General features: G+C 69.1%; 14 protein-coding genes and 1 riboswitch. Of the genes, 5 read left to right on the top strand and 9 right to left on the bottom strand.

The annotated features are described in order from the left end of the window. Positions 1–50: 50 nt before the first annotated feature. Positions 51–680, bottom strand: a complete 630-nt coding sequence (locus IG98_RS0135340) for an HAD family hydrolase (RefSeq protein WP_030922572.1) — start codon at positions 678–680, stop codon at positions 51–53. A 291-nt stretch (positions 681–971) separates the two neighbouring features. On the opposite strand from IG98_RS0135340, the gene IG98_RS0135335 reads away from it, so the two are divergent. After that, positions 972–1,595 carry a TetR/AcrR family transcriptional regulator gene (locus IG98_RS0135335; RefSeq protein WP_030922569.1) on the top strand — a complete coding sequence of 208 codons (624 nt, stop codon included), beginning with the start codon at positions 972–974 and terminating at the stop codon, positions 1,593–1,595. 25 nt (positions 1,596–1,620) lie between these two features. Here the strand turns inward: IG98_RS0135335 and IG98_RS51245 are convergent, their stop codons facing one another. Further along, complete coding sequence (locus IG98_RS51245) at positions 1,621–2,841, bottom strand: hypothetical protein (RefSeq protein ID WP_157594705.1); 1,221 nt, start codon at positions 2,839–2,841, stop codon at positions 1,621–1,623. A 145-nt stretch (positions 2,842–2,986) separates the two neighbouring features. Between IG98_RS51245 and IG98_RS0135325 the strand changes: the two genes are divergently transcribed. The 3 genes from IG98_RS0135325 to IG98_RS0135315 all read left to right on the top strand — a co-directional run bounded on the left by IG98_RS0135325 (position 2,987) and on the right by IG98_RS0135315 (position 8,286). Then, positions 2,987–5,389, top strand: a complete 2,403-nt coding sequence (locus IG98_RS0135325; protein WP_030922563.1) for a helicase-associated domain-containing protein — start codon at positions 2,987–2,989, stop codon at positions 5,387–5,389. Positions 5,390–5,811: 422 nt separating this feature from the next. Further along, entirely contained in the window at positions 5,812–6,417 is a 606-nt protein-coding gene (locus IG98_RS52820; RefSeq protein WP_051753356.1) for a DUF4190 domain-containing protein, read from the top strand. A gap of 222 nt (positions 6,418–6,639) precedes the next feature. Further along, complete coding sequence (locus IG98_RS0135315) at positions 6,640–8,286, top strand: DNA repair helicase XPB (protein ID WP_030922557.1); 1,647 nt, start codon at positions 6,640–6,642, stop codon at positions 8,284–8,286. Between the two features lie 188 nt (positions 8,287–8,474). Here the strand turns inward: IG98_RS0135315 and IG98_RS0135310 are convergent, their stop codons facing one another. Continuing rightward, positions 8,475–8,807, bottom strand: coding sequence for a hypothetical protein (locus IG98_RS0135310; RefSeq protein ID WP_030922555.1), 333 nt, complete (start codon positions 8,805–8,807; stop codon positions 8,475–8,477). Between the two features lie 113 nt (positions 8,808–8,920). Between IG98_RS0135310 and IG98_RS0135305 the strand changes: the two genes are divergently transcribed. Then, positions 8,921–10,945 carry a HelD family protein gene (locus IG98_RS0135305; protein WP_051753355.1) on the top strand — a complete coding sequence of 675 codons (2,025 nt, stop codon included), beginning with the start codon at positions 8,921–8,923 and terminating at the stop codon, positions 10,943–10,945. On the opposite strand, the gene IG98_RS0135300 is transcribed toward IG98_RS0135305, so the two are convergent. From IG98_RS0135300 to IG98_RS0135275, 6 genes are all read right to left on the bottom strand, one after another. Continuing rightward, on the bottom strand, positions 10,895–11,959 hold the full coding sequence (locus IG98_RS0135300; RefSeq protein ID WP_051753354.1) for a YVTN family beta-propeller repeat protein: 1,065 nt from the start codon (positions 11,957–11,959) through the stop codon (positions 10,895–10,897). The two genes, IG98_RS0135305 and IG98_RS0135300, sit on opposite strands and share 51 nt — an antisense overlap. A gap of 441 nt (positions 11,960–12,400) precedes the next feature. Continuing rightward, positions 12,401–14,026: a chaperonin GroEL gene (gene groL, locus IG98_RS0135295; protein WP_030922547.1), complete on the bottom strand. Its 1,626-nt coding sequence runs from the start codon at positions 14,024–14,026 to the stop codon at positions 12,401–12,403. A 386-nt stretch (positions 14,027–14,412) separates the two neighbouring features. Then, a complete protein-coding gene (locus IG98_RS0135290) occupies positions 14,413–14,613 on the bottom strand; it encodes a cold-shock protein (RefSeq protein ID WP_012895270.1) in 201 nt (66 codons plus the stop codon). A 336-nt stretch (positions 14,614–14,949) separates the two neighbouring features. Next, positions 14,950–15,225: a MoaD/ThiS family protein gene (locus IG98_RS0135285; RefSeq protein ID WP_030922544.1), complete on the bottom strand. Its 276-nt coding sequence runs from the start codon at positions 15,223–15,225 to the stop codon at positions 14,950–14,952. A gap of 22 nt (positions 15,226–15,247) precedes the next feature. After that, a complete protein-coding gene (gene thrC / locus IG98_RS0135280; RefSeq protein ID WP_030922541.1) occupies positions 15,248–16,540 on the bottom strand; it encodes a threonine synthase in 1,293 nt (430 codons plus the stop codon). A 14-nt stretch (positions 16,541–16,554) separates the two neighbouring features. Then, positions 16,555–16,697, bottom strand: a riboswitch (SAM riboswitch). A 96-nt stretch (positions 16,698–16,793) separates the two neighbouring features. Next, a partial coding sequence (locus tag IG98_RS0135275) for a trypsin-like serine protease (protein ID WP_030922538.1) occupies positions 16,794–17,244 on the bottom strand: 451 nt, incomplete at its 5' end.

Genomic DNA, 17,244 nt, shown 5'->3' with positions numbered 1-17,244 from the left:
GTAGGTTATGCCCAGCGGACGCTGAGAGCGACCGTGTATTGGGGCCCGAATTACACAAGAGCCGTAGGAGTTCGCCAGCTGTCGAACCATTCGGTGAACTCGGTCAGGTCGCCCAGGATCACATCCGCTCCGTGATCACGCAGTTCCACCGCCGGATAGACGCCCGTTGCCACCGCCACACTGACGGCTCCTCCCGCTCGCGCCGCCTCGATGTCCGCGACATGATCTCCAACATAGGCGGCGGCGCCGAAAGTCGCGAGCGCGGGCCCCTTGGCCGCTCCGAAGACCGATCCGACGAGCTCGTCCACTTCCAGGCCGAGGAACTCGACGGTGTGCGCCGCGTCGCGGGCGTTCTTCCCCGTCACCACGGTGACCCTGCCCCCGGCCCGCCGTACCGCGTCGATCGCCTCGCGCGCACCGGGCATGAGGGTGGTGACCGGGACCGCGATCGACGGGTAGAGCCGCCGGTAGACGTCGGCCGCCGCGGAGACCTCGGCGGCGGGCATCCAGTTGGCCAGTTCCCACTCCAGCGGCGGCCCCAGCCGTGCCAGCACGGCGTCGCTGTCGATGAAGAAGCCGGTGCGCGACGCCACCTCGTCGTAAACGGCGGCGATGCCCGCGCGGGTGTCGGCAAGCGTCAGGTCGAGATCGAATCCCACCGAGTTCATCGGGTCACTCACCGCTCCTTGTCGGCTACTCGAAGAGGTTTCTTCGAGAAGCCCTCAAAGAATGCCAAATCCCCCTAAATATGGCCAATCCTAAGTGTTGTACATGACGCCGCCCACTGTGGAACCCCTCACCAGAAGGGTTTACTTATCCGGTGGGCAAACCTCCCCGGCCGGTTCCCCTGAGCGCCCGACGGCGGGCGTGCCCTCCCGGCGAACGCGCCCTCACAGCGGGCTTGGACCGGCGCGGTGCGACCCGGCACGGTCGGCACTGGATAGGGTCATGGTGGAGGTATCGGCAGAGAAATGACCAGATCAACGCGCGAGCGGATCATCGACGAAGCCCTGCGGCTGTTCGCCGAGCGGGGCTACTCGGCAACCTCGGTGGCCGAGATCGAGGCCGCCTCCGGGCTGTCACCGGGCGCCGGGGGTCTCTACCGGCACTTCAAGTCCAAGTACGAGGTGCTGGCCGCGGCGGTGAACGAGCACGCGGCCAGAACACGGGCGCAGATCGCCGAGACCCTGGCCGACCTCAGCGCCGTCGACACCTCGACCGAGATCGAGGAGCGGCTGGCCCACCTGTGCAGGGCCGGGCTGGCCAAGGTCCGCGAGGAGAGAGATCTCACGCGCGTCTTCTTCCGCGACCTGAGCCAGTTCCCCGAGCTGGTCGCGACCGTACGCGAGGGCCTCCTGCAGCCCATGTTCGACGCGATCACCACCTGGTTCCGCGCCCAGCCCGAGTACGCCGGGGCCGACGCCGACTGGCCCGCCATCGGCGCCGTGCTCGGTGGGGCGGTGGTCCACTACCGGCTGTTCGAGGAGACCGTGGGCGAACCCCCCGCTCGCGCGGAGCGCGACCGTTTCGTCGCCGCCTGGGTGTGCCTCGCGCTCGGCCTGCTGCCCCGGTCGGCGGTCCAGGCCATCGGCTGAGCGGCCCGGCACGGCCCGCGGAGCGTCACCTGCCTCCCCGCCCCGGGGTGATCTCGGAGTCGAACAGGCGGTAGGCCAGCCAGAAGACCCCCCATGCCGCGCCCAGCAGGAACATGAGCCCGCTGATGCCGAAGAACTCGTCCACCACGGTGCCGAGGTCGTTCCTGGCCCGGACAAGGGCGACCAGGCCGCCACCGAGGGTGTAGCTCACGATCGGAGCGGCCATCCCGAGCACCTTGTCAGAGGTGTGCCAGCTCTGACAGGCGATCACGACGAGCACCGCGACGGCCCAGACCAGCACCGGGATCCGAAAGATCGCGATCGGGGGGAAAGGGATGGGGATCAGCAGTCCCGCCAGGGCGAGCAGGCCCAAGCCGACCGTCTCACGCCGGTGGCTCAGCAGGATCGCCCGGGTGTCACGTGCGCCGGGGGCGACGTCCTCTCGCGACCGAGCCGGGCTTCGCCGGCGCGGCCACCCCCGCTGACCACGTACCCGCCGCCCGGCCAGTAGCTCCTCCGCCTCCCGCATGCCCCTGACCACACCGGGCGGCAGCTGGGGCCGTGGCCCCGTGTCCTTTGGCCGAGGCGTCTCCGACGCCGCGGGTGCCGCCGGTGCGGCCTCCCGCGCCTCAGCCGGGGCTCCCCGCGCGTCCTGCGCTTCCCGCGGCAAGGGCTCCCGTATGAGCGGTATCTCCTCGGTCGGCGGATCACCCTCCACGATGTCCTCCCACTCGTCCACGGATTCCTCTCCGCCACCCGGGCCGTCGTCGGGGTCCCTTCGCCCCGACACCCGAGCGGCCGAGGGGCCGGGATCGCCCGGTGCGGGCTCGGCGGCGTCCGAGGGGACTCCCGTCGAGGCGTACGGATGCCCCCGCACGGGCCGGCGGGGAGCGGGGACGCCGAAATCCGTGGTCTCGTCGGGGTCCGCCGGATCGGAACCGAGGGCGGGATCGTCCGGTGTGGGCGCGGCAAGGGGCGTGGCCGGAGCGACGACGCCCGCGGCCCGGGAGCGCGGCTGGACGCCCAGGCGGCGCAGCTCGCGGCGGACCAGCGCGGCGGGGTCACCGAACCGGGCCAGCACCCTCTCCACGACGACCGGGTCGTCCGTCCCCGCCCGCTCGGCGTCGATCCGCCTGCGCAGCACCGTGACGAAGTCGATCCGCTGCCTCGGCTGCAGCACGCCCTGGGCGGCGTCGGCCGCCTTGCTGACGTAGTCCAGGACGAGCTGGTCGGCACGCTCGATCACGCTGGCCATCCTCTCTCGACATCGTCTCGCTCGTGGGCTTCTTCCCCCATTCACCACCCATCACGTGATCGATTCACCCCCTTTGTGTGATCACGAAATTCGCTCAGGCCGCATGATGTCGGTCAAGCCTCTTACCATTGACGGAATGAGCACGGAGTTCACCGAGTGGCTGCGCAGTCAGAGCGACGACCGGTTGCGGGCGCTCGTCTCCGTACGCCCCGAGCTCATCACCCCCGTGCCCGCGCATCTGGAGGGGCTGGCCGGGCGAGCCTGCAGCCCGTCGGCGGTGGGCAGGGCACTCGACCGGCTCGACCGGTTCACCCTCGCGGTCATGGAGACGCTGGTCGTGCTCGGCGCTCCCGTCCCCTACCGGTCACTACGCGCCCAGCTGGCCCGCGCCCTGCCGGGGACGGCGGGCCCGGCGTTCCAGAGCGCCCTCAAGGAGGCGGTCGAGCGGCTGCGCACCATGGCGCTGGTCTACGGGCCCGACCGGGCCCTGGCCCCGGCCCCCGGTGTACGGGAGGTGCTGGACGGTCCCGCCGGGCTCGGCCCGCCCGCCGAGGAGGCGTTCCGGCACCATTCCGCCGAGCGGCTGGCCGAGCTGGTCCAGGACATCGGAGGCGGGGACGGCGACACCAGGGAGGCCCTCGCCGCGCTGCTCGGCGACCCGGAGATCGTCGGACGGCTGGTCGAGGAGGTCTCGCCGCAGGCCCGGTCGGCGCTCAACGAGCTGGCCTGGGGGCCGGCCAGCGGCCGGGTGCCCAACGCCCGCCGCGAGGTTCGGGCCGCCGGCGCGCAGTCGCCGATCGAGCAGCTCCTCTCCCGCGCGCTGCTGGCCGCCACCGGTGAGGAGACCGTGGTGCTGCCCCGCGAGGTCGCGCTGTTCCTGCGCGACGGCCGGATCCACCGGGACCTGTCCCCCCTCCCGCCCGCGACCGGGGGCACCGAGCGCGACCAGAGGCTCGCCGACCGTACCGCGGCCGGACAGGCGTTCACCTTCACCCGCGCGGTGGAGGAACTGTGTGAGCGCTGGAGCGTCGACCCGCCCGGCGTGCTCCGCGGCGGCGGCCTGGCCGTGCGCGATCTCAAACGGGTCGCGACCCTCCTCGACCTGCCCGAGTGGGTGGCGGGGCTGATCATCGAGGTGTGCTACGCGGCGGGGCTGGTCGCGGCGAGCGGCGCGGTCGACGGGGAGTGGATGCCCACCCCCGGCTACGACGGCTGGCGGGTGAAGGCCACCGAGGACCGCTGGGCCATGCTGGCGGGCGCCTGGCTCACCATGGACCGGGTGCCGGGGGTCATCGGCGAGCGCGACGAGCGTGACCGGCTGCTCAACGCCCTCCACCCCGATCTGCGCCGCGCCGCCGCAGCCGAGGTCCGCGCCACCACCCTGGCCATGCTCGCCTCGACGCCGGGGGTGGCACCCACTCTCGACGCGGTACGGGCGCGTCTGGCCTGGGAGCAGCCCCGCCGTCGCGGCGGCCAGCGCGACCAGCTGGTGGAGTTCACGCTGCGCGAGGCCGAGCAGATCGGTGTCACCGGCCTCGGGCTGCTCTCCGGCCACGGCCGCGCCCTGCTCCCCGAAACCCTCGACGGCCCCGGCGTCTCCGGTGACCCCGGTGGTGGCCGCGTCGCCTCCGCCGCCCGCCTGCTGCTCCCGCTGTTGCCCGAGCCGCTCGACCATGTGCTCCTCCAGGCCGACCTGACCGCCGTCGCCCCCGGGCCGCTCACCGGTGACCTGAGACGGTGGCTGGCGCTGGCGGCCGAGGTGGAGTCGACCGGCGGTGCGACGGTCTACCGCTTCGACGAGCGGTCGATCCGGCGGGCGCTGGACGCCGGGCAGGGCGCCGAGGAGATGCTCGCCATGCTGGAGCGCCACTCGACCACGCCGGTGCCGCAACCGCTTAGCTACCTGGTCACCGACGTGGCCCGGCGCCACGGCCGGATGCGCGTCGGCACGGCGAGCGCGTACGTGCGATGCGACGACTCCTCGCTGCTGGACGAGGTGATGGCCGACAAGCGGGCGATCCCGCTACGGCTGCGGCGACTCGCCCCCACGGTGATCGCTTCCAAGTCCTCCCGGCCGACGCTGGTCGACTCGCTCCGCGCGATGGGGTACGCCCCGGCCGCGGAGTCCCTCGACGGCGACGTGATCATCACCCAGCTCGACGTCCACAGGACCGAGAGCACCCTGGCGGCCCGCGCCCCGGTCACGTTCGGCGGCCCCGAGGCCGATGTGGTGGCGGCCGCCGTCCGCGCCGTGCGCGCGGGTGACGCCGCCCACCAGGCCCGCAGGGCCCCGGTGGCAGCCCCCGGCGGCCAGGTGCCACGCTCCCCCGCCACCTCGACGATCGTCGCCCTGCGCGAGGCCATCCGGCAGGGCTCTCAGGTCTGGATCGGTTACCTCGACTCCCAGGGCAACGCCACCAGCCGGATCCTCGAACCGGCCCGGATGGAGGGCGGCTATCTCACCGCCTACGACGAGACCCGGGCGGCGGTGCACCGCTTCGCCCTGCACCGCATCACCGGCATCGCCGACATCGCCTGAGACATCCTCGGTGGGGCCGACCGGGATCGGGGCGCGGCCCCGGCGTGCCGGGGAAAGGCCACGGGGGTAGTCTCGATCCGAGGATGGGGCCGCCGCGGGCTCGGTCACCGGTCCCGCGGGACCGCGTCACTCGCCGGGACGCGAGGGCCCCTTCTCAGTCTCATCTCGGCCTTGGGCTCTGTCCCGCGGACCTTGCCATCGCGAGGATCGGTCGGGTGAGCCTCGCAAGGCGGAGGGAGGGGGCCGCGGTGGCCGGCGACACGGCGGGGCGCCACCTGAGCGGCCGCGATGGGCAGAGGTCCCAGAGGGTAGGGCCTGGCTGCCGGAACCCGACCGAGTCCATTCTCCGAAGGCGCACGGCTCATGCCCCATATCGTGATACCTGTTGATGTTCCGAGCTCCACAGAAGCGAGAGATCCACAGTGAGCAGCGGTCACTCCGAAGGCCCCAGCACCAACCCGGACGACTGGAAGAGCCCCTACAACACGGGGCCCGGCCAGACCCCCGGCTACGGCCAACCCCAGCAGGGACACCACTCCGGGCACTCCCAGCCGTCCGGCTACCAGGCCCCCGGTTATGGCCAGCCCGGCTACGACCAGCCTGGATACGGACAGCCTGGATACGACCAGCCCGGTTACGACCAGCCCGGCTACGGACAGCCCGGCTACGGCGAGCCCGGCTACGGCCAGACTGGTTACGGCGAGCCCGGTTACGGTCAGGGCTACGGCCAGCCCGGCTACGGAAAGGGCTACGGCGCGCCCCCGTACCGCAACACCGAGGGTGTCAGGACCCACGCGATCGTCGCCATGGTCATCAGCATCGTGTGTACGCTGAGCTGCTACGTGACCCTCGGCGGCCTGATCGGCGTCATCCTGTCGAGTGTCGCCCTGGGTAGGGTGGACACCGACCCCCCAGCCGCCAGGAACCTGCTCAAGTGGACCTGGATCAGCATCGGCATCAACATCGGGCTGATCATCCTGGGTGTGGCCGCCTTCATCATCGCCGGCATCAACGGCGCCTTCGACTGAACATCTCCGGGGATCGCCATCCACGGCTGTGGTCGCGCACGGGTGCCGTAGACCGGGCAGGCGAGGGATGGCCGGGCGGTGAGATCGATCACGCCGGGCGGGAGACGGGACTGCCTGGGCGCTTCCGCCCGTTGCACACAGGAGACATGGAGCGGGGGCGCACCCGCGAGTGCGACCATGAGCTGATCCACCGTAACCCGCAGTGACCATAGGGAGAAGTCTGTGACTGACGGACCACTGATCGTCCAATCGGACAAGACCCTGCTCCTTGAGGTCGATCACGAGAAGGCCGGGGAGTGCCGCAAGGCGATCGCCCCGTTCGCCGAGTTGGAGCGCGCGCCCGAGCACGTGCACACCTACCGCATCACCCCGCTGGCGCTGTGGAACGCGCGGGCCGCCGGGCACGACGCCGAGCAGGTGATCGACGCGCTGATCGCGCACAGCCGCTACCCCGTGCCGCACGCGCTGCTGGTCGACGTCGCCGAGACGATGTCACGGTACGGCAGGCTCCGCCTGGAGAAGCACCTCGTCCACGGGCTCGTCCTGACCAGCACCGACCGGGCCGTGCTGGAGGAGGTGCTGCGCTCCAAGAAGATCCAGCCGCTGCTGGGCGAGCGGCTGGGTGACGACGGCGTGGCCGTGCACCCGAGCGAGCGCGGCAACATCAAGCAGCACCTGCTCAAACTGGGCTGGCCCGCCGAGGACATGGCCGGGTACGTCGACGGTGAGCACCACCCGATCGCGCTCACCGAGGACGGCTGGGAGCTGCGCACCTACCAGCGGGAGGCCGCCGAGGCGTTCTGGCACGGCGGCTCCGGCGTCGTCGTGCTCCCCTGCGGCGCGGGCAAGACGATCGTGGGCGCGGCGGCGATGGCGCAGGCCAAGGCGACGACGTTGATCCTGGTGACCAACACGGTCTCGGCGCACCAGTGGAAGCAGGAACTGCTCAAGCGGACCTCGCTGACCGAGGACGAGATCGGCGAGTACACCGGCACGAAGAAGGAGATCCGGCCCGTCACCATCGCCACGTACCAGGTGATGACGACCCGCAGGCAGGGCGTCTACCGGCACCTGGAGCTGTTCGACGCCCGCGACTGGGGCCTGGTCGTCTACGACGAGGTGCACCTGCTGCCCGCGCCGATCTTCCGGATGACCGCCGATCTGCAGGCCAGGCGGCGGGTGGGCCTGACCGCGACGCTCGTGCGCGAGGACGGCCGCGAGGGCGACGTGTTCTCCCTGATCGGCCCCAAGCGGTACGACGCGCCATGGCGGGAGATGGAGAACCAGGGCTGGATCGCCCCGGCCGACTGCGTCGAGGTGCGGGTGACGCTGACCGACGCCGAGCGGCTGGCCTACGCGATGGCCGAGTCCGAGGAGCGCTACCGGTTCTGCGCGACCACACCGTCCAAGACGCGGGTGACCGAGGCCCTGGTCCGGCAGCACCCGGGCGAGCAGGTGCTGGTCATCGGGCAGTACATCGATCAGCTCGACGAGCTGGGCGAACACCTGAACGCGCCGGTGATCAAGGGGGAGACGAAGGTCAAGGAGCGGGAGCGGCTCTTCCAGGCCTTCCGCGACAGGGAGATCCAGGTCCTGGTCGTCTCCAAGGTCGCCAATTTCTCGATCGACCTGCCGGAGGCGGCGGTGGCCATCCAGGTCTCGGGCACCTTCGGGTCGCGGCAGGAGGAGGCGCAGCGGCTCGGCCGGGTGCTCCGGCCGAAGGCGAACGGAGGCGGGGCCCGGTTCTACTCGGTGGTCAGCCGCGACACGGTCGATCAGGACTTCGCCGCCCACCGGCAGCGGTTCCTGGCCGAGCAGGGGTACGCGTATCAGATCATCGACGCGGACGACGTGCTCGCCGGAGAATAGCCCCACCTGGCGAACACGCCGTCAATTTGTGTCAGGTCCACGAAATCCCGCGGGCTTTCGACAAACAAACCACCCCCTCGCTAGGCCTTACGGCCACTGGCGACATACCCCCATGATCTGCGGGAGTCACCATGTTCGCCTGGCTTTTTCACCATTTCCCAGGAGAATGACGGAGGGTGCCAGGACGATTACCGAACGATCAGGCCGCCGACAAAGAAAACGCTTTCCGCGATCATCCACATGATCACCGCAGCGATCATCAGGGTGATAAAACGATTTTCGTCATCGCGAATCCGGGGCACCAGCCAGGCGCCCGCCGTGCAGCCGGCCGCGATTACCGCGAACAGGGCCGACGCCCCGGCCACCCCGCCCAGCCGAGCCACGCAGCCCGGGTCGGAGCAGAACGCCTCCGTTCCCCAGCCCGCGAACACCGAAAGCCCCCAGAGCGCGGCCAGTAGAAGATTGGCGACCGTCGGTATGACAGGGGAGATCCGCACGACCATCGGGATACCCGCGCTCACCGCACCCCAGTCCGGCGTTAATCCTTTTGAGACACACCCGCATCGCCGCTAAGCTGGTCCATTCGCTACCCGATGACCACCACCTCCGTTTATCGAATGGGAGGCGCTTCAGCGTGCCCGCACATCAATTGGCCCTTGACATAACCGATGATCCCGCCCGGATCCTCGCCACCGAGCGCGAGCACCTGGCCACCTCCAGAACGGCGCTGCGCGCGATGCGCGAGCACGCCCAGTCCCTCTCCTCCGACGCCGCCGGAGACTGGGTCTCCCAGCAGATCCTGCAGGCGCTGCTGGACCAGCGGGTCGCGGCGCTCGCCGACCACTCGGGCACGCCCCTGTTCTTCGGCCGCCTCGACCGCCAGGCGGGCGACGACCTTCCCGGCACGGTCTACGTCGGACGCAGACACGTCCACGACGACCGCAGCCGCCCCCTGGTGATCGACTGGCGTGCCCCGGTCTCACGGGCCTTCTACCAGGCCAGTCCGTCCGATCCGATGCGCGTCGTGCTGCGCCGCCGATTCGGTTACCAGGGCGGCGACCTGACCGCCTACGAGGACGAGCGCCTCGATTCGGGCGACGCCGCCCCCGCCCAGAGCAGGATCCTCACCGAGGAGATCGAGCGCCCCCGCTCGGGACCGATGCGCGACATCGTCGCGACGATCCAGCCCGACCAGGACGAGATCGTCCGCTCCGAACTCGGCCGGACGGTGTGCGTCCAGGGTGCCCCCGGCACCGGGAAGACCGCCGTCGGCCTGCACCGGGCCGCCTACCTGCTCTTCACCCACCGTGAGCGGCTCGCCAGGTCGGGCGTGATGATCGTCGGCCCGAACCGGGCGTTCCTCTCCTACATCTCCTCGGTCCTGCCCGCGCTGGGCGAGGTCAAGGTCGACCAGACCACGGTCGCCGGGATCCTCGGCGACCACTCCGCGCCCGAGGACCCCGCGGTCGGCACGCTCAAGGGCGACGCGAAGATTGTCGGTGTACTCCGACGCGCCCTGTGGGCGCACGTGGTCAAGCCCACCGAGGGCGTGCTGTTCACCAAGGGGATCAACCGCTACCGGGTGGCGGACCACGAGGTCCGCGAGATCGTCGCCTCGCTCCGCGGCACCACCCGCTACGGTCCGGGGCGCACGACGCTCGCCCAGCGGCTCGCCCACCTGGTGCTCGTCCGGATGGAGCAGCGCGGTGAGTCTCCCGACGATCGGGTGCAGGACGCGGTCGCCAGGTCCAAGCCGGTCAGGCAGCTCGTGGACGCGGTCTGGCCCAAGCTGACTCCGCAGCAGGTGCTCCACCGGCTGTTCAGCGACCCCGCCTTCCTCGCCGCCGCCGCCAAGGACGATCTCACCGCCGCCGAGCAGTCGCTGCTGCTCTGGCCCAAGCCGGCCAAGTCCTTTCGCTCGGCGAAGTGGTCGGCGGCCGACGGCGCGCTGATGGACGAGCTGGGCGACATGATCGAGCGGACCGTCCCGCTGGGCCACCTGGTCGTGGACGAGGCCCAGGACCTGTCGGCGATGCAGTTGCGCGCCCTCGGCCGGCGCTGCCGCACCGGCTCCGCCACCGTCCTGGGCGACCTCGCCCAGGGCACCACGCCCTGGTCCGCCCGGTCCTGGAGCGAGGTCCTGGGTCATCTGGGCTTCGAGGACGGCGTCGTCACCGAACTGACCCTCGGCTTCCGCGTGCCCCGCGAGGTCCTCGACTACGCTGCCAGGCTGCTGCCCTCCGTCGCTCCGGACCTGGCCGCCCCCCGGTCACTGCGCCCCGGCGCGGGCTCCCTGTCGGTGCGGCCGGCCCCCGACCTGGCCACGGCGCTGGCCCATGCCGCGCGGGAGGCACTCGCCCGCCAGGGCTCGATCGGCGTCATCGTCCCCGACGCCCTGGTGGGCGCCGCGTCCGAGGCCCTGTCCGATCTGGACCACCGGGTGCTGAGCCCCGACACCGTCGAGGACCACCGCATCCTGGTCATCCCGGCGACCCTGGCCAAGGGCCTGGAGTACGACCACGTGATCGTGGTCGAACCCGCGGACATCGTCGACGCCGAACCCCGCGGCCTGGCCCGCCTGTACGTGGTCCTGACCCGGGCGGTCACCTCACTGACCGTCCTGCACGCCCGGGAGCTTCCCACCCAGCTCACCGGGTGACCGCCTGATCGGCGCGTCCCGGGAGGCCGGCGCCGAGCGGTACGGAAGGTTCCTCGGCCTGCGCACGGGGTTCGCCGCTCTGATCCCGAAAGGATTCCTGCCGACCGGGATGACGCTGATGACCTTGTTGGTCTTGGCGTCGATCACCGACACGGTGTCCGTGTCCAGGTTGGTCACGTAGACCTGGGCGCCGTCAGGGGAGATCGTGATCCCGAAGGGAGCGCCCTCGACCGGGATCCTGACGATGACCTTGTTGGTCTTGGCATCGATCACCGACACGAGGTTCGGGAGCAGATTGGTCACGTAGACGAGGGCACTGTCAGCGGAGACCGCGACCCTGGAGGGATTGTTACCGGCGGAGATGGTGGCGATGACCTTGTTGGTCCTCGTGCTGATCACCGACACGGTGTCGGAGTCCTGGTTGGCCACATAGACGCGGAGGCGGTTGGGGGCGAATCTGATTCCGAACGGGCTGCGGCCGACCGGGATGGTGGCGATGACCCTGTTGGTCACCGTGCTGATCACCGACACGGTGTTGGAGTCCTGGTTGGCCACGTAGACACGGCGATAGGGAATGGCGGTGAGCCTGAACGGGCTGTGGCCGACCGGGATGATGGCGATGACCCTGTTGGTCGCCGTGTCGATCACCGAAACGGTGTTCGACTGCGAGTTGGTCACGTAGACACGGGTGCCTCCGTAGGAGACGTCGACCCCGACAGGGTGGCCGTTGATGGGGACGGTGGCGGTGACCTTGTTGATCCTCGTGTCGATCACCGAAACGGTGTTCGACTGCGCGTTGGTCACGTAGACATGCGCGTTGTCGGGAGCGACCGCCACCCCGATGGGGTTCTCACCGACCGGGATGGTGGCGGTGACCTTGTTGGTCGTCGTGTCGATCACCGAAACGGTGTTCGACTGCGAGTTGGTCACGTAGACGACGTTCTCCGGCGGCGTGGTCGCCGCGACCGTGGCCGTCGGCACCGCCAGGCCGGCCATGATGACCAGCACCGCCATGGCTGGAAGGACGCGCGACCGCCACCCACCCCCCGGTAACCGACCAGATGGTTTCCAGTGGTTATGATCCATCGTTCCCCTCACCTACCGCCGTACCTCCAAGAACCCCATCCCCACAGCAGGGACTTCGTTCTATGGCCGCACGGCATCATGTCCCGGAAACGACACGCTGGCTTGAGCCCTTGGTACGCCCGCCCTGTCCATTCATTGCTCGATGGTGCCGAAGTCAGTCAAACGGCATGGATGTGATCACAGCCTCCCCTTCTCTGTGTTGTCGGCCAGGTTTTCGAGCCCCGCGGTTCCGCACGGGTGGCTTCCTGATCGAATACCACAGCTCACGGTCTCTCCTGTGGCGGCCGTCAGGACGAGACCTCGGGAAACACGCAAAAGAGGCGGCCCCGACATCTCAGGGTCGCCTCTTTTATGCGAAAGCGGTTGGACTCAGAAGTCCATGTCGCCGCCGCCGGGCATGGCGGGGGCGGCCGAAGCCTTCTCGGGCTTCTCAGCGATGACGGCCTCGGTGGTGAGGAACAGCGCCGCGATGGACGCCGCGTTCTGCAGAGCGGAACGCGTCACCTTGGCCGGGTCGATGATGCCCGTCTCGAACAGGTTGACGTACTCGCCGGTGGCGGCGTTGAGGCCCTCACCCGCGGGAAGGTTGCGCACCTTCTCCACCACGACGCCACCCTCAAGGCCGGCGTTGATGGCGATCTGCTTCAGCGGCTCCTCAAGGGCCTTCTTGACGATCGCGGCACCGGTGGCCTCGTCGCCGGAGAGCTCCAGCTTGTCGAACGCCTTGGCGCCGGCCTGCAGCAGGGCCACGCCACCGCCGGGGACGATGCCCTCCTCGACGGCCGCCTTCGCGTTGCGAACGGCGTCCTCGATGCGGTGCTTGCGCTCCTTGAGCTCGACCTCGGTCGCCGCGCCGGCCTTGATGACGGCCACGCCGCCGGCCAGCTTGGCGAGACGCTCCTGGAGCTTCTCGCGGTCGTAGTCGGAGTCGGTGTTGTCGATCTCGGCACGGATCTGGTTGACCCGACCGGCGATCTGCTCGGCGTCACCGGCACCGTCGACGATGGTGGTCTCGTCCTTGGTGACGATGACCTGGCGGGCACGGCCGAGCTGGTCCAGGGTGGTGGACTCCAGCTTGAGACCGAGGTCCTCGCTGATGACCTGGGCACCGGTCAGGATGCCGATGTCGCCCAGCATGGCCTTGCGGCGGTCACCGAAACCGGGCGCCTTGACGGCGACCGAGCGGAACAGACCGCGGATCTTGTTGACGACCAGGGTGGCCAGGGCCTCGCCCTCGACGTCCTCGGCGATGATCAGCAGCGGCTTGCCGGCCTGCACGACCTTGTCGAGAACCGGGAGCAGGTCCTTGTTGGCGGACACCTTGGAGTTGACGACCAGGATGTACGGGTCGTCGAGGACGGCCTCCATACGCTCCGGGTCGGTCACGAAGTACATCGAGGTGAGACCCTTGTCGAAGCGCATGCCCTCGGTGAGCTCAAGCTCCAGGCCGAAGGTGTTGCTCTCCTCGACAGTGATGACGCCTTCCTTGCCGACCTTGTCCATCGCCTCGGCGATCATCTCGCCGATCTGCGGGTCACCCGCGGAGATGGAAGCGGTGGAGGCGATCTGCGCCTTCGTCTCCACGTCCTTGGCCAGCTTGGACAGCTCCTCCGACACACGCTCGACGGCGGCCTCGATGCCCTTCTTCAGGGACATCGGGTTGGCGCCGGCGGCGACGTTGCGGAGACCCTCGCGTACGAGAGCCTGAGCGAGCACGGTGGCGGTGGTGGTGCCGTCACCCGCGACGTCGTCGGTCTTCTTGGCGACCTCCTTGACGAGCTCGGCCCCGATCTTCTCCCACGGGTCCTCGAGCTCGATCTCCTTCGCAATGGAGACACCATCGTTGGTGATGGTGGGGGCGCCCCACTTCTTCTCCAGAACGACATTGCGGCCCTTGGGGCCGAGGGTCACCTTAACGGCGTCCGCGAGCTGGTTCATGCCACGCTCGAGACCGCGCCTGGCGTCCTCGTTAAACGCGATCATCTTGGCTGCCATACGGCTAGACCTCCCAGAGACAGGGTGGCTTGCACCGGACCGAGCCGACGCCCGCGACGGCATGTGGGCCCACGACTCCGTTCGGTGGGCCCCATCGCCTCGATCCAGGGTTGGCACTCTCTATGCGTGAGTGCCAACAATGTGTTTAGCACTCTACCCTGTCGAGTGCAAGCCACGATCCCTTGACCTGCGTCGCGCCCGAGGCGGGCATCCGCTCCGGGCCACGTCAGTGCATACGCCGCGCCATGCGGGCGTGTGTTCCGCGCAAAGCGAAGGCCCGGCTCGCCGATTGGGGAGGCGAGCCGGGCCTAGGTGGTGTGGATCCGGCGGGCTGCGCTGCCGCGGGGTCCACCGAAGCCTTCCCGCGGGGTCACGGGACGGCCATGTCAGACCGCCCGGACGGACTCCGCCTGGGGACCCTTCTGCCCCTGGGTGATCTCGAACTCGACTCGCTGGCCCTGTTCGAGTGCACGGTAGCCATCCATCATGATCGCGGAGTAATGGACGAACACATCCTTACCACCGTCTACCGCGATGAAGCCGTAGCCCTTGTCCGCGTTGAACCATTTGACGGTGCCCTGCGCCACTTGCGACTCCTCTTACTGGACTTAAGGACGACGCCCATTCCTCTCGCGAAGTCCTCAATCTCCGGGGCAGACTTCGCCACATCGATCGTCCTCGACCATACCTGTGGGAACCGGTTGGGCAACAGAGTCAAGCACCAAACTAGCTCTTTACAAGAGCATTTAGTACGAGAACATAGTTTGACTATCACTATTAGTTAGTTAAAGATTACATCATCTTTCCCCACCGCAAATACCGGTTTACGCCACAAAGCATGACACCCGCACGCGGCCGGAGCCGGGCGGGTGTCATGGAGAGGCGTCGCGAGCACCCTTGGGAGAGTGCGGCGGCGGTGGGTCTCAGCCCCCGGCGACCGCCGGGATGATGGAGATCTGGACACCGGAGGGCGTGGCCGTGTCGAGGTTGTCAGCGAAGCGGACATCCTCATCTCCGACATAGACGTTGACAAAACGGCGGATCTTACCCGTTTCATCAAGAATTCGGGCACCGATCCCCGGGAAGTCCGCGTCAAGCTTCTGGAGGACGCCGCGCAGGGTCTCGCCCTCTCCGCTCACCTCGGCAGCACCATCGGTGTAAGTCCGGAGAATCGTCGGAATCCGCACAGAAACGCTCATAATTCAGTACCTTTCACGATTTCTAGGCGATTGCCGCACGGAATGCGTCAAGGGAGGGGCGAATCACAGCGGTGGGGCGCGCCTCGGCGGCCACCGCGTCGAGGGTCTTGAGACCGTCGCCGGTGTTGAGAACCACGGTCTCCGCCTCCGGGTCGAGCCTCCCCGCCGCGACCAGTTTGCGGAGCACGCCGACGGTGACACCTCCGGCCGTCTCGGCGAAGATGCCCTCGGTCCTGGCCAGCAGCCGGATCGCGTCGACGATCTCGGGATCGGTGACGTCCTCGACCGCGCCGCCGGTGCGGCGGGCGATGTCCAGCACGTACGGACCGTCGGCGGGGTTGCCGATCGCCAGCGACTTGGCGATCGTGTCCGGCTTCACCGGGCGGATCACGTCGTGGCCCGCCTTGTAGGCGGCGGAGACCGGGGAGCATCCCTCGGCCTGGGCCGCAAAGATCTTGTACGGCCTGTCCTCGACGAGACCGAGCTCGATCAGTTCCTTGAAACCCTTGTCGATCTTCGTGAGCTGGGAACCCGACGCGACCGGCACGACGATCTGGTCAGGAACGCGCCAGCCGAGCTGCTCGGCGATCTCGTACGCCAGCGTCTTGGAGCCCTCGGCGTAGTACGGCCGGAGGTTGACGTTGACGAATCCCCACTTCTCGCCCAGCTCGTCGCCGATGAGCTCCGAGCAGAAGCGGTTCACATCATCGTAGGTGCCCTCGATGCCGATGAGCCTGCCCCCGTACACGGAGGCCATGACGATCTTGGCCTCCTCCAGGTCGGCGGGGATGAACACGCAGGCGTCCAGCCCGGCCCGCGCGGCGGCGGCAGCGGCGGCACCGGCCAGATTGCCGGTGGAGGAGCAGGAGAGGGTGTGGAAGCCGAAGTTACGGGCCGCCTCGACGGCGATGGCCACCACGCGGTCCTTGAAGGAGTGCGTGGGATTGCCGGAGTCGTCCTTCACGTGCAGCGAGCGCATGCCCAGCTCGCGGGCGAGGTTGCCGGCGTTGACGAGCCTGGTCCAGCCGGGCTCCATGTTGGGCTTGGAGGCCACGTCGGCGGGGACGGGCAGCAGCGAGCGGTAACGCCAGATGTTGGCCGGCCCCTCGGCGATCTGCTCCCGGGTCACCCGCCCGAAGTCGTAGGCGATCTCAAGGGGCCCGAAACACTCGATACAGGCGAAGCTCGGGCCGAGGTCGTAGCGGGCACCGCACTCGCGACAGGACAGGGCCACGGCGGGGCCGAAGTGCTGGTTTTGCGTGTCTTCGACACGGCTGAGCGAGGCGGTGGTGTTCTCAGTGGTTGCGAGCGCCATGAAGCGAGGCCTTTCCCTCATCTTCGTCTGCGGACCACCCTGGTCACAGACCGGAATTGGCACCTGTCCCGGCCGACCTCGTGTCGATCACGAGTCTTGAACCGGGATGGTTGCCGGGGCTTCGCAGGGCCGATCCCTCCACCCCTCTGGATGAGCAAATATTCAGTTGGAAACCTGACAAGCAGGTCTTAGGCACTCTACATCGCCGTACCGCCGCCCCGGCCATCTGTCTCACTCCGCGAGACATGACGTGTTACCTGCCGGGCGTCTTGGCCTTCAGTGTGTAGGGGCCGGAGCCGCTCACCGAGACCACCCGGTAGCGGTAGAAGCCGGGCGGGCCGGTGTAGCTGATCTGGCCGTCCAGGCAGGCGGAGTGCGTGCCGGCGACGGCGGCCCGGTAGTACCGGCTCGGCTGGGAGACGGACCGACCGTTGTTCAGCGTGCCGGTGTAGGTGTTCGGGTAGCCGGCGCAGACCTCCGGAGCGGGTGAGGCGGCGCCTGGTGGGGTGGCGGTGCTGTCGGTCAGCAGGGTCAGGCCGTAGGCGGTGAGGATCTCGTTGACCGGCTGGAAGTAGGTGACACCACCCGTGGTGCAGTCGCCGGAGCCGCCGGAGGTGACCCCCTGGGCCTGGTCCACCGAGATGAACGAGCCACCCGAGTCGCCCGGCTCGGCGCAGACGCTGGTACGCCCCAGCCCGTAGATG

Origin of the sequence: Streptosporangium amethystogenes, assembly GCF_000721075.1 — a bacterium.
In the GTDB taxonomy this organism is placed as follows: domain Bacteria; phylum Actinomycetota; class Actinomycetes; order Streptosporangiales; family Streptosporangiaceae; genus Streptosporangium; species Streptosporangium amethystogenes.
The sequence above is the reverse complement of the archived record's forward strand: the minus strand, read 5'-3'. Positions and strand labels throughout refer to the sequence as shown.